Consider the following 22,869-nt stretch of genomic DNA (forward strand, 5'->3'; position numbering starts at 1 on the left):
AAGGAAATCAAATGAAAATGCTTGTGGTGGCTCATCTCGTACTGGTAGGTGTTTGGTTCGGTTGTGTTTTGACTGAGGCCCTTTTTGAACGAGCTTTATTGGGCAAAGGCCGAGAGCAAGAGCTGATTTTGGTGGGCTTGCACAAGCGGGTGGATTTGATGGTGGAGTTGCCCGCGCTGATAGGTGTGTTGGTGACTGGGAGCATGCTGTTGGCCAGTGCAGGTGCAAGTCTCTTTTTGCACACGAAAATCGCTTTCGGGTTGTTGGCGATTTTGGCCAATCTTTATTGCGTTTGGCTGGTTTTTCGTCGTGCCAAAGCAGCCACAACGGGAGATTGGGCGCAATTTGAAACCCTTGACCATTTGCAGCACAAGTGGGGTGCTGTTGTTTTGGTCGGAATCTTGATGGCGTTGGGTTTGGGCGTGAGTCTGTTGGTCAACGCTTGATTTGAAAAGCAGTCCTCACGGCGGGTTGAAACACAGCCGGATTTGGGATTGATTGTTTAAATCAAACGGCTGCGGTGACGCGCAATTTGCAGGCGCACTTGGGCGGGGGCTGTGCCGCCCAGCGTGTTGCGGGCGTTCAGCGAGCCTTGCAGGCTGAGCGGCCCGAACACGTCGGCTTCGATGCGGTTGTCGAACTTTTGCAGGGTTTCGAGCGGTAGCTCTGACAGGTCCACGCCCAGGCCTTGGGCGGTCTTGACGGCGTGGGCCACCACTTCGTGGGCGTCGCGGAAGGGCAGGCCTTTTTTGACCAGGTAGTCAGCCAAGTCGGTGGCAGTGGCGTAGCCTTTTTTGACAGCAGCTTCCATCGCGGCGGCGTTGACGGTGATACCGCCTTCTTTTTGGCCGGTGGCCGGGTTGACCTGCCCGCCCACCATTTCGCTGAAAATGCGCAGGGTGTCTTTGAGCGTGTCAACGGTGTCAAACAGCGGCTCTTTGTCTTCCTGGTTGTCTTTGTTGTAGGCCAGTGGCTGGCCTTTCATCAGGGTGATCAGGCCCATCAGGTGACCGACCACGCGGCCGGTTTTGCCGCGTGCCAGCTCGGGCACGTCGGGGTTTTTCTTCTGCGGCATGATGGAGCTGCCGGTGGTGAAGCGGTCGGCAATGCGCACAAAGCCGAAGTTCTGGCTCATCCACAAAATCAACTCTTCCGAGAAGCGGCTGATGTGCACCATGCACAGGCTGGCCGCGGCGGTGAACTCGATGGCAAAGTCGCGGTCGCTCACGCCGTCCAGGCTGTTTTGGCAGACCTGTGGGTTGCCTTGCTCGTCGACCATGCCCAGGGTGCAGGCCACGCGTTCGCGGTCCAGCGGGTAGGTGGTGCCCGCCAATGCGGCGCTGCCCAATGGCAGGCGGTTGGTGCGGCGGCGCACGTCACTCATGCGCTCGGCGTCGCGGGCAAACATCTCGACATAGGCCAGCAGGTGGTGCGCAAAGCTCACGGGCTGGGCCACTTGCAGGTGGGTGAAGCCGGGCAGGATGACCTCGACGTTTTGCTCGGCCACATCGACCAGCGACTTTTGCAGGTCGATCAGCAAGTCGATGATCAGGTCCATCTCGCTGCGCAACCACAGGCGCACATCGGTGGCGACTTGGTCGTTGCGGCTGCGGCCCGTGTGCAGGCGCTTGCCCGCGTCGCCCACCAGGGTGGTCAGGCGCGCTTCGATGTTCAGGTGCACGTCTTCCAGGTCGAGCTTCCATTCAAACGCGCCGGATTCGATTTCTTGCGTGATCTGCGCCATGCCACGCTGGATGTCGGCCAGGTCGCTCGCGCCGATGATGTTCTGTGCGGCCAGCATCTCGGCGTGGGCCAAGGAGCCTTGGATGTCGGCTTGCCACAGGCGCTTGTCAAAGAACACGCTGGCGGTGTAGCGCTTGACCAACTCGCTCATGGGTTCAGAAAAGAGCGCGGACCAGGCTTGGGATTTTTTGTCGAGTTGGTTTGTCATAGGTGGGGGATTTTATCGGGCTGTCAGCCGCGCGCGTCCAACGATCGAGAACCATCTGTTCGGCCAGTGCTTTGCGCGCAAGATGTGCCTGTGCGGTGCGAGGGGTGCCTGCTAACATTTGCAGCTCTTGAATCGTGCTTTTTCACCAGCGAGTTTTTGTTTTGTCTACAGCCTCCACAACCCCCGTTTCCCTGACCATCGCCACCCGCGAAAGCCGTTTGGCGATGTGGCAAGCCGAGCATGTCCAAGCCTTGTTGCAAGCCCAAGGCCACAGCGTGGCGCTGCTTGGCATGACCACGCAGGGCGACCAAATTTTGGACCGCAGTCTCAGCAAAGTCGGCGGCAAGGGCCTGTTTGTGAAAGAACTCGAAGTGGCGCTGGAAGAAGGCCGTGCCAACTTGGCCGTGCATTCGCTCAAAGACGTGCCCATGGATTTGCCCGAGGGCTTTGACCTCGCCTGCGTGATGGAACGTGAAGACCCGCGCGATGCGTGGGTGTCATCCACCTACGCGCACCTGAACGATTTGCCACAAGGCGCGGTGGTGGGCACCTCTAGCCTGCGCCGCACGGTGTTGTTGCGCGCTTTGCGCCCCGATTTGAAGATTGAGCCTTTGCGTGGCAACCTCGACACCCGTTTGCGCAAACTCGACGAAGGCCAGTACGACGGCATCGTGTTGGCTGCTGCGGGCCTCAAGCGTTTGGGCTTGGGCGAGCGCATTCGCCACATTTTTGAAACCACCGAAATGTTGCCTGCCGCAGGGCAGGGCGCCTTGGGCATTGAAGTGCGCAGCAGCCGCGCCGACGTGGCCCAAGCCTTGGCCCCGCTGGCCGATGCCGCCACATGGCTGACCGTGACCGCCGAGCGCGCTGTGAGCCGTGCCATGGGCGGCAGCTGCTCCATGCCTTTGGCCGCACACGCCACCTTGACCGATGGCGTGCTGCACTTGCAAGCCGCGTGGGGCGACCCATCGGGCGCACCCGTGTTGTTGCGTGCCGAAACTCAGCAAGCCATGAACCCTGCCGACCCCGCTTCGCGTGAGTTGGCCCGTCACTTGGGCGAAGCCGTGGCGGCGCAATTGCGCCGCCTAGGCGCGCACTGATCGGGTCGTTTCAGACCATGCGTTTGGTCATCACCCGACCTGCCGGCGACGCCGCGTCGTGGGTGAGCGCTTTAGAAGCTTCGGGTCATGAGGCCTTGGTGTTGCCCTTGATTGACATTGCCCCTGTGGCCAATGCGCAGGCTGTGCAACAGGCGTGGGCGCACTGGTCTCACTGGCACGCCGTGATGTTTGTGAGCGCGCAGGCGGTGCGGATGTTTTTTGCACACCGGCCCGCAGCCAATCTGTCAGACCGGCTACCCCGTTGCTGGGCCACAGGCCCCGGCACGCGCAAGGCCTTGTTGAACGCAAGCGTTCCCGCTGAGTGCATTGACAGTCCCCCCGAGAGTGAAGCGCAGTTTGACTCCGAAGCGCTGTGGCATGTGGTGGCGTCGCAAGTGCAAGCGCTCAACCTTTCTGAACAGGGTGTGGCCAGCTTCGGTGCTTCTGCAAAACCCGCCGTTTTGATTGTGCGCGGCAGCGATGAAGACACGGCCCCAGAGCAAGCCCAGCGCGGCTCCGGTCGCGATTGGTTGACCCAACAGTTGCAAGCCGCAGGCGTGACAGTGACGTCAGTGGCTGCTTATGCACGCAGCGCACCGGTGTGGTCACCTTTGCAACGCGAGCAGGCCCAACAAGCTGTCACCGATGGCAGCGTGTGGTGTTTCAGCAGTTCGCAGGCGGTCACGCATTTGCAGCAGCTTTTGCCCGGGCAAAACTGGGCCTCGGCGCGATGTATCGCCACCCATACGCGGATTGCGCAAACGGCCGAAGCACTTGGTTTTGGTGAGGTTCACACGGCACGGCCTTTGGTGGCGGACGTGGTGGCCTCATTAGAATCACTGGCATGAAGCCAGAGCACGTCGAACCCCCTTCCATTCCCGCCTCTACAGAGCCTGTTGCCGACGCAGGGCTGACGGCTGCGGGACCAGTACCCGAAGCATCTGCCGCATCGGCTGCCCCCGTGTCTGTCTCCAGCGACGCCCCTTGGTTGTTGCGTGGCGTCGGCGTGGTGGCTGTCATCGGCGCTGTGGGCATGGGGCTGATGTGGTCCAAGCTCAACGGCATTCAAGAGCAACTCGCGCTCCAAAGTGCCGACACCGGCAGTAAAGCGGTAGAAGCCAAAGCCGCTTCCAAGCAAGCCGAAGAATTGGCTCGCGAAACCGCAGCCCGTTTGGCCGTGACCGATGCCAAGCTCAGCGAAGTGGCGCTGCAGCGCACGCAGCTCGAAGAGTTGATGCAAAGCCTGTCGCGCTCACGCGATGAAAACTTGGTGGTTGACATCGAGTCGGCCATTCGCCTCGCACAGCAACAGTCGCAACTCACCGGCAGCGTGCAGCCCTTGTTGGCCGCGCTCAACTCCTCCGAGCAGCGTTTGAACAAAGTCGCGCAGCCCCGCTTGGCCCCATTGCTGCGCGCCGTGACGCGTGACATTGAGCGCATCAAACAATCGGCCGTGGCAGACACACCCAATTTGCTGTTCAAACTCGACGAGTTGGTGCGTGCGGTCGACACCTTGCCCTTGCTCAACGCCGTGGGTGCAGCGGCGCTCAAACCCAAAGCGCCAGAACCTGTGCCTCAAACCACATGGGCCCGCGCCATCAGCATGAGTTGGTGGGAGCAGGTGTTGGCGGATGTGTGGGACGACGCCCGCAGTTTGGTGCGCGTGAGTCGCATCGACCGACCCGAAGCCAGCTTGTTGGCGCCCGATCAAAGCTTTTTTGTGCGTGAAAACTTGAAGCTGCGTTTGCTCAATGCCCGTTTGGCTTTGCTGGCGCGTCACTTTGAGGTGGTGCGCTCTGACTTGGCGCATGCCACCGACGATTTGGTGCAGTACTTCGACACCAGCAGCCGCAGTGGCGCCGTGACTTTGGCGTTGGCGCGTGAGGTGCAGGCGCAGTCTAAGCAAACCGAGTTGCCGAGGGTGGACGACACCTTGGCCGCACTCACCACAGCTGCAGCGGGGCGTTGAGATGCGGGCCGCTTTATGGTTGATTGCGCTGTTCGCTGTGGCCGTGGCTTCGGCCTTGTTGGCAGGGGGCAACAACAGCACGGTGACCGTGTTTTGGTCGCCGTACCGTGTCGACTTGTCGATGAATTTGGTTTTGCTGTTGTTGGTGGTTTTGTTTGCTGTGCTGCACTTTGCACTGCGTGCTTTGTCGGCTTTGTTTGAGCTGCCGCACCAAGCACGGCGCTGGCGCTTGCAACAAAAAGAGCGTGCCATGCACGCCATGCTGCTGGATGGTTTGACGCAGTTGATGAGCGGGCGTTATGTGCGCTCGGCCAAATCGGCCACGCAAGTGCTGCGCTTAGAAGCGCTGCTTGCTGAAACGCGTACGGCTGACGATGTCGCCCCGCGTCATGTGCAGCAGTTGCGCGTGTTGTCGCACCTGATTGCCGCTGAAAGCGCGCAAGCTTTGCGCGACCGCGACGCGCGTGAAACCCATTTGCAGGCTGTGCTCGACGAAGCCCAAGGCAGCACCAGTGAAGCGGTGTTGGAAGTGGTGGAGGCCGCCCAACTGAGCGCAGCCCGTTGGTCGCTCAGTGACCGCGATGCACCTGCGGCACTGCGTTGGCTGGATGGTTTGCGTCAAGGCACGGCACGCCGTACTCTGGCGCTGCGCATGCGCTTGAAAGCATCGCGCATTGAACACAAATTTGAAGAGGCGCTGGACACCGCACGCTTGCTGTCTAAACACGGCGCGTTCACGGGTGCTGCGGCGCACAGTTTGTTGCGTGAATTGGCAGTAGCCAGCTTGAACAACGCGCACGACAGCGCCCAATTGCAACGTGCTTGGGATGGCTTAGAGCGCCAAGAGCGCGAATTGCCCGAGGTGGTCTTGCATGCGGCAGAGCGCATGTTGCAGCTGAGTGGGGACGCCAGCTTGGTGATGCCTTGGTTGACCCCGCTGTGGAACCGCATGGTGCAGCAGCCCGACAGCTGCACGCCCGATCTGCGTTTGCGCGTGACGCAAATGCTGGCGCGAGCGTTGGTGTCGCAGCCCACGGATGCCGAGTGGTTGGCCAGCATTGAGCGCGCACGCCAAACGTATCCGCGTTGGGTGGAGCTGGCGTATTTGGCGGGCATGGTGTGCTGGCACCATGCGCTGTGGGGCAAAGCTCAGCAAATGCTGGAGCAGGCCGCGCCGCAGTTGTCTTTGCCTGAAATGCAGCGTCAAGCTTGGCGTACCTTGGCCCTTTTGGCTGAGCACAAAGAAGAAACAGTACGCGCCCAGATGTGTTGGAAGCGCGCCGCAGAAGTGACGTTGGTTTGAATCTGACGGTGGCTTGAAGCGGCTAGGTTTGAGGGGACGAATCTTTGTGTGTTGGCGTGAAGCAAAACGTCAATCCAAAGCGGTCATCCTGAAACGTTCACCCCCAAACAAAAACGGCCTAGAGAGTGATCTCTAGGCCGTTTTGTTTGGAGGCTGTCATCACCCCTTGCGGGGTGTGGTGGTTTACAGGTCTTTGCGGGTCTCGACCAGCACCAATGGACCTTCGTCCATCACCACGACCGGTGGACGCTCGCGGGGCACATGCACAGGCTTGGGTTCAGCAGCGATGGCGGCTTGCACAGCGGCGACGCGATCTGCATCTGAGTTCACCCATTCCAAACCGCTGCCTTGGGCAATGGCGTGCAATTCAGGCAAAGACAAAGCAAACGCTTGAACCTTCGGCATGCCGCTGGCAGCGGCTGGTGCGGGGTGAGCAACAGCGGCGACTGGGGCGTGCTCTTGCGCGGCCTGATGTGCGTCGTCACGACGAGGCGCACGATCTTCGCGAGGTGAGCGGTCTTCACGTGGAGCACGCGCTTCGCGGGGGGCGCGTTCGCGAGGCTCGTCTTGCGCATGCTGGACGGGGGCTTCGTGGGTGGCTTCGCCGCCATTGTCGGCAGCTGGTGCGTCACCTTCTTCGCGTGGGCCACGCTCAGTGCGCTCGCCGCCGCGTTCGCGGCGGTCACGGCCGTAGCGGTCGCGTGAACGGCGTTCACGGCGCTCGCCACCGTTGTCGTCGGTTTGAGGTGCTTGACCCTCTTGAGCGACAGCGTTCGCGTCAAGTGGCAAGGCTTCGGTTTGGCCTGCGTCATCTTGGCGCGGTGCGCGTTCACGGCGACCTTCGCCACGGGGTGCACGTTCGCGACGACCTTCACCGCGTGGTGCGTCGTTGCGGGCTTCGCCATGGTCATCTGCACGCGCTTCTTCGCCGCGTGATTCACCACGTGTGTCAGCGCGCTGCTCGCCACGCTCTTCTCGCGCCATGCGCTCGTTGCGGGCTTTGCTGCGGGCTTCGGCTTGCGCTTCTGGGCTGGCATTGTCTAAAGCGGTTTGGGCTTCAGGGGTACGGCCGTTTTGACCTTCACCGTTTTGACGGTTGCCGCCACGGTTGCGGTCTTGGCGTGGGCCACGACCTTCGCCACGGGGCTCGTTGCGACCGCCTTCACCGCGTTCGTTGCGGTTGTCGAGGTTGCGTTCGCCGCGCTCTGGACGCTCTGCGCGTTCAGGGCGATCGCCACTGCGCTCTGGACGGCTTTCGCCGCGTTGCTCGGTGCCACGTTCTGCACGGTCACCACCGCGTTCGGTGCGTTCGCCGTTACGGCCACCGCGTCCACCACGGCCGCCGCGTCCTGAAGCACCGCGACCGTCGCGACGCTCTTCTTTGCGCTCGCTTGGTTTTTTCTCTTCCACCGCAGGTTTAGCTGTTTCATCAGCGTTGCCGCCACCGAACAAACCCTTGATCCAACCGAACAAGCCTTTGCTGGCTGGCGCCGCAGCGGCCACGGGTGCGGCTGCTTTGGCGGCAGGTGCTGCCGCTTTCGGTGCAGCCACAGGCTTAGGCAAATGCACCGGTGCTGGTGCATCGGGCAAGACACCTTTGATGATGGGCGTTTGCTTGTTGGTGGGCTCTTGCGAACGACGTGTCACGGCGGTGGGGTCTTCCACCACTTCGACCATCTTGTAGCTCGGCTCAATGCGGTCCAAGCGTGGGTCGTCGTGCTTCAAACGCTCCAACTTGTAGTTGGGGGTTTCGAGCGATTTGTTAGGCACCAACAGCACGTTCAAGCGCTGTTGAATTTCGATCTTGGCAATCTCGGTGCGCTTTTCGTTCAACAAGAACGAGGCCACTTCCACCGGCACTTGGGCGTACACGGCAGCCGTGTTGTCCTTCATGGCCTCTTCTTGGATGATGCGCAAGATTTGCAGAGCCGAGCTCTCGGTGTCACGCACGTGGCCAGAGCCGCCGCAACGTGGGCAAGGGATCGATGCACCTTCGGAGAGCGCAGGGCGCAGGCGTTGACGGCTCATTTCCATCAAGCCGAATTTGCTGATGGTGCCGAACTGCACGCGGGCGCGGTCTTGACGCAGCGCATCGCGCAAGCGGTTTTCCACATCACGGCGGTTGCGGCTTTCGTCCATGTCAATGAAGTCGATGACGATCAGGCCGCCCAAGTCGCGCAAGCGCATTTGGCGGGCCACTTCGTCAGCGGCTTCGAGGTTGGTGCGGGTGGCGGTCTCTTCGATGTCGCCGCCTTTGATGGCGCGGGCCGAGTTGACGTCCACCGACACCAAGGCTTCGGTGTGGTCAATCACAATCGCGCCGCCCGAAGGCAGGTTGACGGTGCGGGCGTAGGCCGATTCGATTTGGTGTTCGATTTGGAAGCGGCTGAACAGCGGTGTTTCGTCGCTGTAGCGTTTCACGCGGGCGGCATGCTCGGGCATGACGTGCGCCATGAACTGCTGCGCTTGGTCGTAAATGTCATCGGTGTCGATCAGGATGTCGCCGATGTCGTGGTTGAAGTAATCGCGGATGGCGCGGATGACCAAGCTGGATTCTTGATAGATCAAGAAAGCGCCTTTGGCACCCTTGGCACCATCGATGGCACTCCACAACTTGAGCAAGTAGTTCAAGTCCCACTGCAATTCAGGGGCGCTGCGGCCAATGCCAGCGGTGCGGGCAATGATGGACATGCCGTTGGGGTATTCCAACTGGTCCATGGCTTCTTTGAGTTCTGCGCGGTCGTCACCCTCGATGCGACGGCTGACGCCGCCACCGCGTGGGTTGTTGGGCATGAGCACCACGTAACGACCGGCCAAGCTGACGAAGGTGGTCAGGGCTGCGCCCTTGTTGCCACGTTCTTCTTTTTCCACTTGGACCAACAGTTCTTGGCCTTCTTTGATGACGTCTTGGATGCGCGCTTGGCTCACCGACACGCCTTGGGCGAAGTACTGTTTGGAGATTTCTTTGAAAGGCAAGAAGCCGTGGCGGTCTTCGCCGTAGTCCACAAAACAGGCTTCGAGCGAGGGCTCGACGCGGGTCACAACGGCTTTGTAGATGTTGCCTTTGCGCTGTTCGCGGCCTTCAATTTCGATTTCGTAGTCGAGCAGTTTTTGACCGTCGACGATGGCCAGGCGGCGTTCTTCGGCCTGGGTGGCATTGATGAGCATCCGTTTCATGATGCATTCCTTCACGTTCTAAATCTTCACAGGCCCATGACGGGCCAACGATGCCGGAACGAACGTCAGAAAACGAAGGGAATTGCCGCTGAAACCGTGGCCGCCGCGCGAATCAAAAAGTGATCAGCGCAGGGGACGGTGGTTGGGCGCGTGGATAAGGGCAAGAAGTCGCGGTTGTCCTGTTGTCGAGTGCGTGGCTTGATCGGCCGGTGCAGGGGAGACAGGGCTGGTCCAGCTGGCAAAGATGCGACGCGCAACGCTGCACACAGTTGGTGGCAAAAGCCACTCTGTGCAGAGTTCCATCAACATCCAGATTGCCACAACCATCGTTTTTGCTTCTCGCAGTGATCCGTTGTGAAGGCTTTTCAAAAAGAGCCGCCACAACTTGGGGTATTCCATTTCGGTGTTTTCTGAGCATCGGCTCATCTTTTGGGGCGCTGGCCACTCAGTCTCTTGGGTACTGGGTCTGCGTCGCGGGCACAAAAGGGGCATCGACCTCACCGCGTTTGTTGGTCCGTGCTCTAATCTGAGTTAAATCAAGCACTTAGAACAATACGCTGGTGAAGAACATTATAGGGGCTGCTGCCCCAACCCCCATCCCTTCCGTGAAAACCCTGACTGTCGACGAAGACTCGGCTGGCCAGCGTTTGGACAATTTTTTAATGCGCCACCTCAAAGGCGTGCCCAAGACCCACGTCTACCGCATCATCCGCTCCGGCGAAGTGCGGGTGAACAAGGGGCGAGCTTCGGCCGAGCAGCGTGTGGAGACTGGCGATTTGGTGCGCTTGCCGCCCGTGCGCATTTCGGCTCAGGTGCAAGCTAAGGCCGATGCGCCGGCACCGGCCCGTGAATTTCCTGTTTTGATGGAAGACGAGGCCATGATGGCCATCGACAAGCCCGCAGGCGTGGCCGTTCATGGCGGCAGTGGCGTCAGTTTTGGCGTGATTGAGCAATTGCGTCGCGCTCGGCCCGCGTCCACCAACTTGGAGTTGGTGCACCGCTTGGACCGTGAAACGTCGGGCGTTTTGCTGGTCGCCAAGAAACGCAGCGCACTGAAGCATTTGCAAGATCAGTTCCGCGACCGTGAAACGGGCAAAACTTATATGGCTTTGGTGTTGGGGCTGTGGCCGTCCAACAAGAAGGTGATCGATCTGCCGTTGATGAAATACACCGTCGACACCGGTGTGGGTGAAGGCGAACGCCGCGTCAAAGTGGTGGGCAAAGACGACCCCAATGGCATGCGCTCCATCACCTTGGTGCGCGTGGCGCGCACGGTGGGGCCGTTCACGTTGTTAGAAGTCACCATCAAAACGGGGCGCACCCATCAAATTCGCGTGCATTTGGCCAGCCAAGGTCATCCCATTGCGGGTGATGACAAATACGGCGAGTTCGAAAAAAATAAGCAGCTGCAAAAAATGGGTCTGAAACGCATGTTTTTGCACGCTTGGCAGCTTAAGTTTCAACATCCACAAAGCGGGCGTTTGGTCAGTTTGCAAGCGCCGTTGCCGCCCGAGTTGCAAAATTTTGTCGACTCGGTGCAACCGCCCATCATTCAACCCCATCTCGACGTTTAAGCCATGCGCCCACGCCAGTTTGATTTGATTGCCTTCGATTGGGATGGCACGCTGTTCGATTCGACCCAAATCATCACCCGTTGTATTCAGTCCGCAGTCGTGGATGTGGGGGGCGTCAAGCCCACACAAGAAGCGGCGTCGTATGTGATTGGTATGGCGCTGATGCAGGCCTTGGCCCATGCCGCGCCCGATGTGCCCCAAGAGAAGTACCCGTTGTTGGGTGAGCGTTACCGTTTTCATTACATGGCGCATGCCAACGACATCAGCCTGTTTGACGGCGTGTTGCCCATGCTGTCTGCCTTGCGCGAGCGTCACCATTGGTTGACGGTGGCCACGGGTAAAAGCCGCCGTGGTTTGGATGAGGCGCTGCACACCTCCGAGCTCAAAGGCGTGTTCGATGGCTCGCGCACAGCGGATGAAACCGCCGGCAAGCCCCACCCGCGCATGCTGCACGAGTTGATGCGTGAGTTTGGTGTGGACCCTGAACGCACCTTGATGATTGGTGACACCACGCACGATTTGCAAATGGCCGTCAACGCCGGTTGTGCCAGTGTGGGGGTGAGCTACGGTGCACACGACCATGGACAGTTTGAGCCTTTGAAACCCCGCTTTGTCGCGCACAACGTGAGGGAGTTGCACGATTGGTTGTTGGCTCATGCCTGATCAAACCGCATCCCTCATCCCCTTGTGCAACAGCGCTGATCTGGCCGAAGGTGGCCGCGCTGTGCCCTTTGATGTGATGTACGCCGGTCAAACGTGCCGTGCGTTTGCCATCCGTTTTGAGGGGCAGCCCCAGGCGTACCTCAACCGTTGCACTCATGTGGCAATGGAAATGGATTTCCAGCCCGATCAGTTTTTTGACCCTAGCGGGCGATGGCTGCTGTGTGCCACCCACGGCGCAGCGTACGCGCCCGATACGGGTGAATGTGCTGGTGGCCCGTGCCGAGGGGGCTTGGTCAAAATTGCCCTCTCGGAGGCTGACGGCGTGGTGCACTGGCATACTGCCTACAACTTGAAACCTTTTGAGTTTCTGGATTGAAATTTTGTTGTTTATTTTTAAGAGTTCGTGATGTCTGAGTCTTCCATTCCTTCTGAAACCCCGAGTCATAAAACCGTGTGGGAGCGTGACACCTTGGAGCGCCTGGCCTTTGCCACGCTGGCTGAGCAGCGCGCGAGCCGACGCTGGCGCATCTTTTTCCGCATGGCTTGGTTGCTCTTGGCGGTTGTTTTGGTGTGGACCGGTGCGCAGCGTGCGGGTGTTGGCGGCAACAACCCCAGCCAAGCGCACACCGCGGTGGTGGCGATCAAGGGCGAAATTGCCGATGGTGCCGACGCCAGCGCCGAGTGGATCGTCACAGCCTTGCGTGCAGCCTTTGAAGACGAAGGCGCTCAAGCGGTGGTGTTGCTCATCAACTCACCCGGTGGCAGCCCCGTGCAAGCAGGCATCATCAACGATGAAATTCGGCGCTTGAAAGCAAAACACAAAAAGCCGGTGTATGCCGTGGTCGAAGAGTCTTGCGCTTCCGCTGCTTATTACATCGCCGTGGCGGCGGATCAAATTTATGTGGACAAGGCCAGCATCGTCGGCAGCATTGGCGTGTTGATGGATGGATTTGGCTTCACGGGGTTGATGGACAAGCTAGGCGTTGAGCGTCGCTTGATGACGGCGGGCGAGAACAAAGGCTTCTTGGACCCCTTCAGTCCTCAAACCAAAAACCAACGTGCGCATGCCCAAACCTTGTTGGATCAAATTCACCAGCAATTCATTCAAGTGGTCCGCGAAGGTCGTGGTACCCGTTTGAAGGAAACCCCCGAAATGTTCAGCGGCTTGTTCTGGAGCGGCCAGCAAGCCATTGAACTCGGCTTGGCCGACGGCTTGGGTAACGTGGATTACGTGGCTCGCGAGGTGGTGAAAGCCGAAGACATCATCGACTACACCCGCCATGAAAATGTGGCGGAACGTCTGGCCAAACGCTTTGGCGCCGCCATGGGCGAAGGCGCGGTGCACGCTTTGCAGCGTCAACCGGCCGTTCGCTGAGCTTATTTGCCGATCAAAAACACGGTCGGTTCACCCGAAATTTGGGTTTTTCCTGCGCTGCGCCAAACCTGCACGGTTTGGCTGTGCACCCGCATGCTGGGCAATGTCAGACCACTGACTCGGGCCAAGCGCGTGTGGCCTTGTAGACCGTTTACCAAAGCGTCCCAGAGCGCTTGGTTGCGGTAGGGCGTTTCAATGAAGAGTTGGGTTTGGCCTGTTTTTTGGGCCAAGTTTTCCAAGTCACGCAGGCGCTGTGTTCGGGCTGCACCGTCTTGTGGCAAGTAGCCGACAAACGCAAAATTTTGACCATTCAAGCCGCTGGCAGCCAAAGCCAGCAACAGCGAAACGGGGCCCACCAAGGGCACCACGCGCAAGCCCATCGCATGGGCAGCACGCACCACTGACGAGCCGGGATCTGCCACGGCGGGCATACCGGCTTCGCTGACCAAGCCCACATCTGCCCCCGTCAACGCCGCCTTGAGCAGGGGCTTGGCATCAAAGTCACCGGTGTGGTCGCCTTTTTTGTGCACCTCGCGCGGCAATTCGGTGATGGTGTTTTCTTGGATCGTTTTGGCGAGCGGCACATGCGCGTCCACGCGTTTCAAAAAGGCGCGGGTGCTTTTGGCGTTCTCGGTCACCCAGTGCGTGATGCCTGCTGCGACGCGCAAAGTTTCTTGCGGCAGCACGTCGGTGATGAGGGCTTGAGCGTCGCAGCCAAAGTCCAGCGGCGTGGGGACCAAATAGAGGGTGCCTTTTGGGGTGCTCATGATGCGATGGTTCTTAATAGGTCAATGCCTGCTGCGCGCAGCATGCGGGCGGTGCGTATGAGGGGGAGGCCAATCAAGGCGGTTGGGTCGTCGTTGTCGATGGCGTCGAGCAGGGCAATGCCGAGGCCTTCACTTTTGGCGCTGCCTGCGCAGTCGTAGGGCTCTTCAGCTCTCAAATAGGCCTCGATCTCGGCATCGCTCAGGTCACGAAAGCGCACCTTGACTTGTGCAACATCAAGCTGTTCAAACTGGGTCTTCAAACAAACCACCGCGACGGCCGTTTGAAAGATGATGGTTTGGCCGCGCATGCGTTGCAGCTGCTGCACGGCGCGTGCGTGGGTGCCGGGTTTGCCCAAAGGCTCGCCATTCAGATCGGCCACTTGGTCCGAGCCAATCACGACCGCGTGGGGGTGTTGTTCTGCCACGGCATGGGCTTTGGCGAGGGCCAAACGTCTTGCCAGAGCCAAGGGCGTTTCTTGTGGGTGTGGTGTTTCGTCCACGTCGGGGGCGACCACGTCAAAGGGCACGCGCAAGCGGCTCAACAGTTCGTGGCGGTAGCGGGAGGTGGAGCCCAAAATCAAAGCGGGCGTTGCGGTGTGAAGGTCAGACATGGCTTGGATTCTCTTACACTGCCAGGGATGAAAAACGACATGAACCCCTCTCATTTAGATGTTGCCGCCTTTGCCAAGGCCCAAGTTCGCCTAGAGGGTGACACGCCCTTGGTGCAGTTCGAGCGTTTGGCCGCAGATTGCGCTGGCGAGCTGGCGGGTCACGTGACGTGGGCCGCTCAAGGCGCGATGGAGCCTCAGTCTGGCGGTCAAGATGAGGTGTGGTTGCATGTGGAAGCGCATGCTCACGTGCCGCTGACGTGTCAGCGCTGCTTGAGCCCTGTGTCTGTGCCGCTTGAGATTGCCCAAGATTTCCGCTTTGTGGCCGATGAAGAGACCGCCATCGCCGAGGACGAAGAGTCCGAAGAAGATGTGTTGGTAATGACCGATGCCTTCGATTTGATGGAACTGATTGAAGATGAGTTGCTCATGTCTTTGCCGCTGGTGCCCATGCATCAGGCGTGTTTGAGTGATCAGGCGCCCATTTCCAAAGAGGAAGAGGCCATCCTTTCGCAAGAAAAACCTAATCCATTTGCGGTTCTGGCAGCGCTGAAAACGCGCAAGTCCTAAAAACCGAGGAGTTGGGCTATAATTTAAGGCTTCGTGTCACGCTGACCCCGGTTAGTTTGTGGCCCAATGATCAACCACATTTAGTTCCAGGAGCCGATCATGGCTGTTCAGCAAAACAAAAAATCTCCTTCCAAGCGCGGCATGCACAACTCGCACACAGCTTTGACCGCTCCCGGTACAGCTGTCGAGCCAACAACCGGCGAAATCCACTTGCGTCACCACATCAGCCCTACAGGCTTCTACCGTGGCCGCAAAGTGTTGAAAACCAAATCAGAAGCTTAATTTCTCTGCTTCTCATTGGCCCGCGGCCCTTCAGGGTGCCTCGGGCTTTTGTTTTTTTGCGAGAGCCCAAATGATCACTTTATCTGTCGATTGCATGGGCGGCGACCATGGTCCGCGCGTCACATTGGCGGCCTGCCGCCGCTTTTTAGACACGCACGCGGACGCACAGCTGTTGCTGGTGGGTTTGCCTGAGGCCTTGTCTTCATTCGCGCACCCACGTGCGCGGGTGGTGGCTGCCACGGAAGTCGTGGCGATGGATGACCCGATCGAAGTGGCGTTGCGTCGCAAAAAGCATTCGTCCATGCGGGTCGCGATTGAGCAAATCAAAGAGGGTTCGGCCCAAGCAGCCGTGTCTGCGGGTAACACCGGTGCCTTGATGGCGATTGCACGTTACGTGCTCAAAACCATGGACGGCATTGACCGCCCCGCCATCGCAGGACGCATGCCTAACTTCAAAGGCGGCGGCACCACCATGCTCGATCTGGGCGCCAACGTCGATTGCAGCCCAGAACATTTGCTGCAGTTTGCCGTTTTGGGCTCTGCCTTGGTGTCGGTCTTGGATGACATTGAAAGCCCGTCTGTTGGCTTGCTCAACATCGGCGAAGAGGCCATCAAAGGCAACGAAGTTATCAAAAAAACCTCCGAACTGTTGCGAACAGCGGCAAACGCCGGTGATTTGAACTTTTATGGCAACGTCGAAGGCAACGACATTTACCAAGGCACGGTCGATTTGATCGTCTGTGATGGGTTTGTGGGGAACGTGGCCTTGAAAGCCAGTGAAGGCTTGGCGCACAAGATCAGTGAAACGCTGAAAAATTCGTTTACGCGCAGTATCTTCACGAAAATTGCTGCCTTTTTGTCTTATCCCGTGTTGTCTGACTTCAAAGACCGTGTGGATCACCGTCGTTACAACGGCGCGGCTCTGTTGGGACTCAATGGCATTGTTTTTAAGAGCCATGGCTCGGCAGACGAGGTCGCTTTTGAGACCGCTTTGAACCGCGCGTATGATGCAGCCCACCATAACTTGCTCGAACGTGTGCGCTCTCGAATTGCCCATGCAGCACCTTTGCTGTTGTTAGGACAAACGAATCAAGTAGCCACCTGAGCCTACTGATTGATGACTCGTTTTTCCCGAATCACTGGCACCGGAAGTTTTCTCCCCCCTCGCCGGTTGACCAACGCCGATTTGGTCGCGGAACTGGCCACACAAGGTGTTGAGAGTTCTGACGAATGGATCGTCGAGCGCACAGGCATCCGTGCCCGTCACTTTGCCGCACCCGAGGTCGTGAGCAGTGATTTGGCGTTCGAAGCTTCTAAGCAAGCACTCGAGGCTGCAGGTTGCCGTCCCCAAGACATTGACTTGATCATCGTCGCCACGTCGACACCTGACATGGTGTTCCCTTCGACCGCATGTATCTTGCAGCACAAGCTGGCGCAGTTGGACGAGGCGGCAGCGGGTATTGTTGGCGCCCCCGCTTTTGATGTGCAAGCGGTGTGCAGCGGCTTTATTTATGCGCTGACCGTGGCCGACGCCATGATTCGCGCAGGCTCAGCCAAACGTGCGTTGGTGGTGGGTTCTGAAATTTTCTCGCGTTTGCTCGATTTCCAAGACCGCACAACGTGTGTCTTGTTTGGTGATGGCGCGGGCGCTGTGGTGCTTGAGGCCTCTGAAACCCCAGGCATTTTGGCCACGGATATTCACGCCGATGGCAAGCATGTAGGCATCTTGTGTGTGCCAGGGCATGTGCGCAATGGCAATATCTTGGGCGACCCTGTGCTCAAGATGGACGGCCAAGCGGTGTTCAAGCTGGCCGTGGGCCTGTTGGAAGGCGCTGCACGCACGGTGCTCGACAAAGCGGGCCTCAAAGACACCGACATCGATTGGTTGATTCCGCATCAAGCCAACATCCGCATCATTCAAAGTACCGCCAAGAAGCTCAAATTGCCCATGGAGAAAGTGGTGCTCACGGTGCACGACCATGGCAACACCTCTGCGGCGTCGATTCCTTTGGCCTTGGACAAGGCCGTGCGCAGCGGTCAGGTCAAAGCGGGCCAAACGCTGATGCTCGAAGGCGTGGGCGGCGGTTTCACTTGGGGCGCAGTGCTGCTCAAGTTGTAAGTCCCCATCAGACTTGATGTGACACACTTTTAAGACACGTTATGACTTCATTTGCTTTTGTATTTCCAGGTCAAGGCTCTCAGTCCGTCGGCATGCTCGACGCTTGGGGCGATCACCCTGTGGTGGCGCAAACTTTGGCTGAGGCGTCTGACGCCATGGGTGAAGACATTGCCAAGCTCATTCATGAGGGCCCCAAAGAAGCCTTGGGCTTAACCACCAACACCCAGCCTGTGATGTTGGTGTCGGCTGTGGCCGCTTATCGCGTGTGGTTGGCCGAAGGTGGTGCCGTGCCCCGTGTGGTGGCTGGCCATTCTTTGGGCGAATATTCTGCGTTGGTCGCTTCGGGTGTTTTGACGCTGGCTCAAGCTGCACCGTTGGTGCGCTTCCGCGCCCAAGCCATGCAAGACGCGGTGCCTGTGGGCACGGGCGCCATGGCCGCTATTTTGGGCATGTCTGCAGACAAAGTGATCGCCGGTTGCGCCGAAGCGCAAGCCACTTTCGGCGCCGCTTCGCTCGAAGTGGTGGAGGCGGTGAACTTCAACGATCCCGGTCAAACCGTGATCGCCGGTAGCAAAGCTGCGGTTGAGAAAGCGTGCGAAGTTCTCAAAGCCAACGGCGCTAAGCGCGCTTTGCCTTTGCCTGTGTCTGCCCCGTTTCACTCGAGTTTGATGAAGCCTGCCGCTGATCGCTTGAAAGAAAAATTGGCAGCCACCACCTTTGCTCCCGCAGAAATTCCGTTGGTCAACAACATCGATGTCAGCATCGAGACCGATGCAGATCGCATCCGCGATGCCCTCTATCGTCAAGCGTTTGGCCCCGTCCGTTGGGTCGAGTGCGTGGCGGCGATCAAAGCGCGTGGCGTGACCACCTTGGTCGAGTGCGGTCCAGGTAAAGTGTTGGCTGGCATGACCAAGCGCATCGATGCCGAGTTGACCGGCTTGCCTTTGTTTGACCCCGCTTCGTTGGCCGACGTCAAAGCAGCGCTCGCTTGAACCCTCTGAATCTATTTTTCGTATGACCCAAAACACACAACACATCGCTTTGGTGACCGGTGCCTCACGCGGCATTGGTGCTTCGATCGCGCAAGAACTGGCCAGCCAAGGTTACTTGGTCATCGGCACGGCCACGTCAGATGATGGCGCTGCCAAAATCAGCCAAGCCCTGTCAGCCCATGCCGGTTGTCGTGGGGCCAATTTGAATGTCAACGACGCTGCCGCCGTCGACGCGCTCATCGACAGCATCACCAAAGAGCATGGCGCCTTGCATGTGTTGGTCAACAACGCAGGCATCACCCGCGACACCTTGGCCATGCGCATGAAGGACGACGACTGGGATGCCGTGCTCGACACCAACCTCAAAGCCGTTTTCCGCTTGTCGCGCGCGGTGATTCGCCCCATGATGAAGCAGCGCTATGGCCGCATCATCAGCATCACCAGTGTGGTGGGTGCTTCGGGCAACCCCGGTCAAGCCAATTACGCTGCGGCCAAGGCTGGCGTGGCAGGCATGACCCGCGCTTTGGCGCGCGAGTTGGGCAGCCGCAACATCACGGTCAACTGCATTGCCCCCGGTTTCATCGAGACCGACATGACGGCGTCATTGCCTGAAGAACAACAAAAAGCATTGCTCAGCCAAATTCCATTGGGACACTTGGGCAAGCCTTCTGACATCGCACATGCCGTGGCTTATTTGGCCGGTGTCAACGCCAGTTATGTGACTGGTCAAGAATTGCATGTCAATGGCGGCATGTTCATGGCTTAAGAGCCCTGAAGCCGTCAAAATCAAACAGAATTAATACGGTCGGTCCGTCCGGTTAAAATTGCGGACTTATTCACAACCCTCTGAGGGAACCCATGAGCGATATCGAAACACGTGTCAAAAAAATCATTGCCGAACAACTTGGCGTGGAAGAGTCACAAGTCACCAATGAAAAAGCCTTTGTGGCTGATTTGGGTGCTGACTCCCTGGACACCGTGGAACTGGTGATGGCCTTGGAAGACGAATTCGGAATTGAAATTCCTGATGAAGACGCCGAGAAAATCAACACCGTGCAAAACGCGATCGATTACGCGTTGACCCACAAAAAAGCCTAATCAGTAGGAACTTCCGCATGAGCCGTCGTCGCGTTGTAGTGACCGGTCTAGGTTGTATCAGCCCCGTGGGTAACACGGTCGCTGATGCCTGGGCCAATCTTTTGGCCGGTAAATCCGGTATTGCCAACATCACGCGTTTCGACGCGTCTGGCATCAATTGCCATTTCGCTGGTGAAGTGAAAGATTTAGACCTTGACCAATACATCGCCCCGAAAGAGGCGCGTGCGATGGACAAGTTCATTCATTACGGCATTGCTGCTGCGGTGCAAGCGGTTCAAGACTCAGGCCTCGCCACTGGCGAAGCCTTGAGTGAAGAAGAAGCGACGCGCATTGGCGTCGTGATTGGCTCTGGCATTGGCGGCTTGCCGCTGATTGAAAGCATGCATGACGAAATGTTGGCCAAAGGCCCACGTCGTATTTCGCCTTTCTTTGTGCCAGCGTCCATCATCAACATGATTTCTGGTCACGTGTCCATGCGTTACGGCTTTAAGGGCCCTAACTTGGCCGTGGTCACAGCCTGTACCACAGGCTTGCACAGCATCGGGGAGGCCGGTCGTCACATTGAGTACGGCGATGCCGACGTGATGATTGCGGGCGGCTCTGAGGGCTGTATGTCACCTTTGGGCGTCGGCGGCTTTGCCTCCATGCGCGCTTTGTCGACTCGCAACGATGACCCTGCCACTGCCTCGCGTCCTTGGGACCGCGACCGCGATGGTTTCGTCTTGGGCGAGGGTGCTGGCGTTTTGGTGCTCGAAGAGTACGAGCACGCCAAAGCACGCGGTGCCAAGATTTATGCAGAGTTGGGTGGCTATGGCTTGAGTGCCGATGCTGGCCACATGACAGCCCCCAACATGGACGGTCCACGCCGCGCCATGCTCAGCGCGTTGCGCAATGCGGGTGTCAACGCCAATCAAGTCGATTATTTGAACGCACACGGCACCTCCACACCGCTGGGTGACATCAACGAAACCAACGCGATCAAAGCGGCTTTGGGCGACCACGCCAAGAAGACCGTGGTGAACTCCACCAAGTCGATGACTGGCCACTTGTTGGGCGGCGCGGGTGGTATTGAGAGTGTGTTCACGGCTTTGGCGATCTATCACCAAAAGAGCCCACCCACCATTAACATCTTCAACCAAGACCCCGAGTGCGACTTGGACTACTGCGCGAACACCGCGCGTGACATGAAGATCGATGTGGCTCTCAAAAACAACTTCGGATTTGGCGGCACCAACGGCGCGTTAGTTTTCAAACGCGTCTAAGGCTTTCGCCATGCACAACGCCCCATCGGTTTCATATCCGGTGGGGCGTTGTGCTTTTCAGCGCGTCATTTTTGCGGGCTTGAGTGGCATTGTGGGCAGCGTGATGCTCGTTTGGTTCACGCTTCAGCCTTTGAGTTGGCCCATGGGTTTGGGTGGTGTGGCCACGTTGCTGGGCATGGTGTTTGGTTGGCGCAGCGTACAAATGCATGCCGGTACCTTGAGTTGGGATGGGCAGGTTTGGTGTTGGCACAGCCGAACGGATGGTGCAGATGATCAGCTTGGCGAAATTTTTGTGTCGCTGGATGTGCAAAAAGCCTTGGTTTTGAGGTGGCAGCCCACATCTGGCAGACTAACTGCGTTGGATAGTTATCTTTGGCTGGGCCAAGAGAGAGCTGTTCAGCATTGGTTAAATTTGCGTTGCGCGGTTTACAGCCGAGCCCCTTTGCGTTGAAAGAGAACCATGACCACATCACGTTCATTGACCCGTTTGGTTTCCGCTCGTTCTGCCGTGACCCGTTCAGCGGTGGTCGCCGCTTTGTGCATGGGGTTGTTGGGCGGCGTGAGTTTGACCTTTACCGCACCCGCTACCGCGCAAGGTGTGCGCGGCTTGCCTGATTTCACCGAACTGGTCGAACAAGTCGGCCCTTCGGTGGTCAACATTCGCACCTTAGAGAAGGCGGTGGTTCGCGATGCCCAAAGCAACGGCCCTGATGAAGAGATGCAGGAGTTGCTTCGCCGTTTCTTTGGCGTGCCTATGCCTGCCCCCAATGCCCCGCGTCAGCAGCGCCCTAATCGCCCGCAGCAGCCTGAGCAAGAGCAGCCGCGTGGTGTGGGTTCCGGCTTCATCTTGTCGAGCGATGGTTTTGTGATGACCAACGCCCATGTGGTGGATGGTGCCGATCAAGTGCTCGTCACGCTGCCTGATAAGCGCGAGTTCAAGGCCCGCATTGTGGGTTCAGACAAGCGCAGTGACGTGGCGGTCGTCAAGATTGAGGCAACGGGCTTACCTGCCGTCAAAATTGGCGATGTCAGTCGCCTGAAAGTGGGCGAATGGGTGATGGCCATCGGCTCTCCGTTTGGTCTTGAGAACTCGGTCACGGCAGGCATCGTCAGCGCGAAGCAGCGTGACACGGGCGATTATTTGCCTTTCATCCAAACCGATGTCGCCATCAACCCTGGCAACTCTGGCGGTCCGCTGATCAATATGCGCGGTGAAGTGGTGGGCATCAACAGCCAAATCTATTCGCGTTCGGGCGGGTTTATGGGCATTTCTTTTGCCATCCCGATCGATGAAGCGGTGCGTGTGAGCGAGCAGCTGCGCGCCACAGGGCGTGTACAACGCGGACGTTTGGGCGTTCAGATTGATCAAGTCAGCAAAGAAGTGGCCGACTCTTTGGGCTTGAGCAAACCGCAAGGTGCTTTGGTGCGTGGGGTCGAGCAAGCTTCTCCTGCGGAGAAAGCGGGCTTGGAGCCTGGCGACATCATTCTGAAATTCGATGGCAAAACGCTTGAGAAATCGGCGGACTTGCCGCGCTTGGTGGGCAACACCAAGCCCGGCACGCGCGCCAATTTGCAGGTTTGGCGCCGTGGCGGCTTGCGCGATGTCGTCATCGTGGTGGGCGAGTTCGAGGCGGACAAGCCTGAAAAGAAAGCTGCAGCCCCTGCCGAGAAGCCCCAAACCAGCAATGCCACCAAAGTGTTGGGCCTTGCCATCAGCGATTTGACCGATGCTCAGAAGAAAGAGCTCAAAGTTCGCGCCGGTGTGTATGTGGATGGCGTCGTTGAGCCCGCTGCACGCGCTGGCATCCAAGAGGGCGACGTGATTTTGGCCTTGGCCAACGTTGAAACGCCGAACGTACAGGCCTTTGAAGCCATGGTGTCTAAGCTCGATCGCAGCAAAACGGTCAGTGTGCTGATTCGCCGCGGCGAGTGGGCCCAGTACACGGTGATTCGCCCCAATCGTTAAATCCACAAACCGCAGTCGGGTTTAGGGGCTAAAAATATTTTTAAATATTTTTAGCCTTGTTCTCCTGCCGGTACGTCAGGGTCCGAAAAAGAG

23 protein-coding genes are annotated in these 22,869 nt (G+C 58.5%); 19 read left to right on the top strand and 4 right to left on the bottom strand.

Going from position 1 to position 22,869, the window contains the following annotated elements:
- The first annotated feature begins 11 nt into the window (after positions 1 to 11).
- The gene (locus tag RMS95_RS07605; protein WP_310645016.1) at positions 12 to 446 is read left to right on the top strand and encodes a hypothetical protein; all 435 of its coding nucleotides are present in this window, start codon (positions 12 to 14) and stop codon (positions 444 to 446) included.
- A gap of 56 nt (positions 447 to 502) precedes the next feature.
- On the opposite strand, the gene argH is transcribed toward RMS95_RS07605, so the two are convergent.
- On the bottom strand, positions 503 to 1,951 hold the full coding sequence (gene argH / locus RMS95_RS07610; protein WP_310645017.1) for an argininosuccinate lyase: 1,449 nt from the start codon (positions 1,949 to 1,951) through the stop codon (positions 503 to 505).
- Positions 1,952 to 2,175: 224 nt separating this feature from the next.
- Here argH and hemC point away from each other — a divergent pair, with 224 nt between their 5' ends.
- The 4 genes from hemC to RMS95_RS07630 are packed head-to-tail and all read left to right on the top strand — an operon-like array spanning position 2,176 to position 6,323.
- Positions 2,176 to 3,051 (top strand): hydroxymethylbilane synthase, encoded by an 876-nt coding sequence (hemC, locus tag RMS95_RS07615; RefSeq protein ID WP_405023369.1) that lies wholly within the window; start codon positions 2,176 to 2,178, stop codon positions 3,049 to 3,051.
- 17 nt (positions 3,052 to 3,068) lie between these two features.
- Positions 3,069 to 3,899: a uroporphyrinogen-III synthase gene (locus RMS95_RS07620; RefSeq protein ID WP_310645020.1), complete on the top strand. Its 831-nt coding sequence runs from the start codon at positions 3,069 to 3,071 to the stop codon at positions 3,897 to 3,899.
- The gene (locus tag RMS95_RS07625) at positions 3,896 to 5,020 is read left to right on the top strand and encodes a uroporphyrinogen-III C-methyltransferase (RefSeq protein WP_310645022.1); all 1,125 of its coding nucleotides are present in this window, start codon (positions 3,896 to 3,898) and stop codon (positions 5,018 to 5,020) included. The genes RMS95_RS07620 and RMS95_RS07625 overlap by 4 nt, the downstream gene beginning before the upstream one ends.
- 1 nt (position 5,021) lies before the next feature.
- On the top strand, positions 5,022 to 6,323 hold the full coding sequence (locus RMS95_RS07630) for a heme biosynthesis HemY N-terminal domain-containing protein (RefSeq protein ID WP_310645024.1): 1,302 nt from the start codon (positions 5,022 to 5,024) through the stop codon (positions 6,321 to 6,323).
- Positions 6,324 to 6,506: 183 nt separating this feature from the next.
- On the opposite strand, the gene RMS95_RS07635 is transcribed toward RMS95_RS07630, so the two are convergent.
- On the bottom strand, positions 6,507 to 9,500 hold the full coding sequence (locus tag RMS95_RS07635; RefSeq protein WP_310645026.1) for an Rne/Rng family ribonuclease: 2,994 nt from the start codon (positions 9,498 to 9,500) through the stop codon (positions 6,507 to 6,509).
- Between the two features lie 560 nt (positions 9,501 to 10,060).
- Between RMS95_RS07635 and RMS95_RS07640 the strand changes: the two genes are divergently transcribed.
- From RMS95_RS07640 to RMS95_RS07655, 4 genes are read left to right on the top strand one after another with little or no spacing between them, the layout of a single operon-like run.
- Positions 10,061 to 11,074: an RluA family pseudouridine synthase gene (locus tag RMS95_RS07640; RefSeq protein ID WP_310645028.1), complete on the top strand. Its 1,014-nt coding sequence runs from the start codon at positions 10,061 to 10,063 to the stop codon at positions 11,072 to 11,074.
- Positions 11,075 to 11,077: 3 nt separating this feature from the next.
- Positions 11,078 to 11,737 carry an HAD-IA family hydrolase gene (locus RMS95_RS07645; protein ID WP_310645030.1) on the top strand — a complete coding sequence of 220 codons (660 nt, stop codon included), beginning with the start codon at positions 11,078 to 11,080 and terminating at the stop codon, positions 11,735 to 11,737.
- Positions 11,730 to 12,113 carry a Rieske 2Fe-2S domain-containing protein gene (locus tag RMS95_RS07650; RefSeq protein WP_310645031.1) on the top strand — a complete coding sequence of 128 codons (384 nt, stop codon included), beginning with the start codon at positions 11,730 to 11,732 and terminating at the stop codon, positions 12,111 to 12,113. Before RMS95_RS07645 ends, RMS95_RS07650 begins: the two co-directional genes overlap by 8 nt.
- A gap of 30 nt (positions 12,114 to 12,143) precedes the next feature.
- Positions 12,144 to 13,112, top strand: a complete 969-nt coding sequence (locus RMS95_RS07655) for a S49 family peptidase (protein ID WP_310645033.1) — start codon at positions 12,144 to 12,146, stop codon at positions 13,110 to 13,112.
- Positions 13,113 to 13,114: 2 nt separating this feature from the next.
- Here the strand turns inward: RMS95_RS07655 and RMS95_RS07660 are convergent, their stop codons facing one another.
- Both RMS95_RS07660 and RMS95_RS07665 read right to left on the bottom strand, forming a co-directional pair.
- A complete protein-coding gene (locus tag RMS95_RS07660; protein ID WP_310645035.1) occupies positions 13,115 to 13,879 on the bottom strand; it encodes an SAM-dependent methyltransferase in 765 nt (254 codons plus the stop codon).
- Positions 13,876 to 14,490 (bottom strand): Maf family nucleotide pyrophosphatase, encoded by a 615-nt coding sequence (locus RMS95_RS07665; protein ID WP_310645037.1) that lies wholly within the window; start codon positions 14,488 to 14,490, stop codon positions 13,876 to 13,878. The genes RMS95_RS07660 and RMS95_RS07665 overlap by 4 nt, the downstream gene beginning before the upstream one ends.
- 39 nt (positions 14,491 to 14,529) lie before the next feature.
- Between RMS95_RS07665 and RMS95_RS07670 the strand changes: the two genes are divergently transcribed.
- The 10 genes from RMS95_RS07670 (at position 14,530) to RMS95_RS07715 (ending at position 22,776) form a co-directional block, all read left to right on the top strand.
- A complete protein-coding gene (locus RMS95_RS07670; protein ID WP_310645039.1) occupies positions 14,530 to 15,057 on the top strand; it encodes a YceD family protein in 528 nt (175 codons plus the stop codon).
- Positions 15,058 to 15,156: 99 nt separating this feature from the next.
- Positions 15,157 to 15,339 carry a 50S ribosomal protein L32 gene (gene rpmF, locus RMS95_RS07675; RefSeq protein ID WP_100131470.1) on the top strand — a complete coding sequence of 61 codons (183 nt, stop codon included), beginning with the start codon at positions 15,157 to 15,159 and terminating at the stop codon, positions 15,337 to 15,339.
- A 70-nt stretch (positions 15,340 to 15,409) separates the two neighbouring features.
- Positions 15,410 to 16,444, top strand: a complete 1,035-nt coding sequence (gene plsX, locus RMS95_RS07680) for a phosphate acyltransferase PlsX (RefSeq protein WP_310645041.1) — start codon at positions 15,410 to 15,412, stop codon at positions 16,442 to 16,444.
- Between the two features lie 12 nt (positions 16,445 to 16,456).
- Positions 16,457 to 17,458, top strand: a complete 1,002-nt coding sequence (locus RMS95_RS07685) for a beta-ketoacyl-ACP synthase III (protein WP_310645043.1) — start codon at positions 16,457 to 16,459, stop codon at positions 17,456 to 17,458.
- Between the two features lie 41 nt (positions 17,459 to 17,499).
- Complete coding sequence (gene fabD / locus RMS95_RS07690) at positions 17,500 to 18,450, top strand: ACP S-malonyltransferase (protein ID WP_310645045.1); 951 nt, start codon at positions 17,500 to 17,502, stop codon at positions 18,448 to 18,450.
- 22 nt (positions 18,451 to 18,472) lie between these two features.
- On the top strand, positions 18,473 to 19,216 hold the full coding sequence (fabG, locus tag RMS95_RS07695; RefSeq protein ID WP_310645046.1) for a 3-oxoacyl-ACP reductase FabG: 744 nt from the start codon (positions 18,473 to 18,475) through the stop codon (positions 19,214 to 19,216).
- A gap of 92 nt (positions 19,217 to 19,308) precedes the next feature.
- Positions 19,309 to 19,548 carry an acyl carrier protein gene (gene acpP, locus RMS95_RS07700; RefSeq protein ID WP_100131465.1) on the top strand — a complete coding sequence of 80 codons (240 nt, stop codon included), beginning with the start codon at positions 19,309 to 19,311 and terminating at the stop codon, positions 19,546 to 19,548.
- A 17-nt stretch (positions 19,549 to 19,565) separates the two neighbouring features.
- Positions 19,566 to 20,810 carry a beta-ketoacyl-ACP synthase II gene (fabF, locus tag RMS95_RS07705; RefSeq protein WP_310645048.1) on the top strand — a complete coding sequence of 415 codons (1,245 nt, stop codon included), beginning with the start codon at positions 19,566 to 19,568 and terminating at the stop codon, positions 20,808 to 20,810.
- A gap of 10 nt (positions 20,811 to 20,820) precedes the next feature.
- Positions 20,821 to 21,261 carry a hypothetical protein gene (locus RMS95_RS07710; RefSeq protein WP_310645049.1) on the top strand — a complete coding sequence of 147 codons (441 nt, stop codon included), beginning with the start codon at positions 20,821 to 20,823 and terminating at the stop codon, positions 21,259 to 21,261.
- A 9-nt stretch (positions 21,262 to 21,270) separates the two neighbouring features.
- Positions 21,271 to 22,776 carry a DegQ family serine endoprotease gene (locus RMS95_RS07715; protein WP_405023367.1) on the top strand — a complete coding sequence of 502 codons (1,506 nt, stop codon included), beginning with the start codon at positions 21,271 to 21,273 and terminating at the stop codon, positions 22,774 to 22,776.
- Positions 22,777 to 22,869 lie beyond the last annotated feature (93 nt).

The organism is Limnohabitans sp. (assembly GCF_031539175.1).
Taxonomy (GTDB): Bacteria; Pseudomonadota; Gammaproteobacteria; order Burkholderiales; family Burkholderiaceae_C; genus Limnohabitans.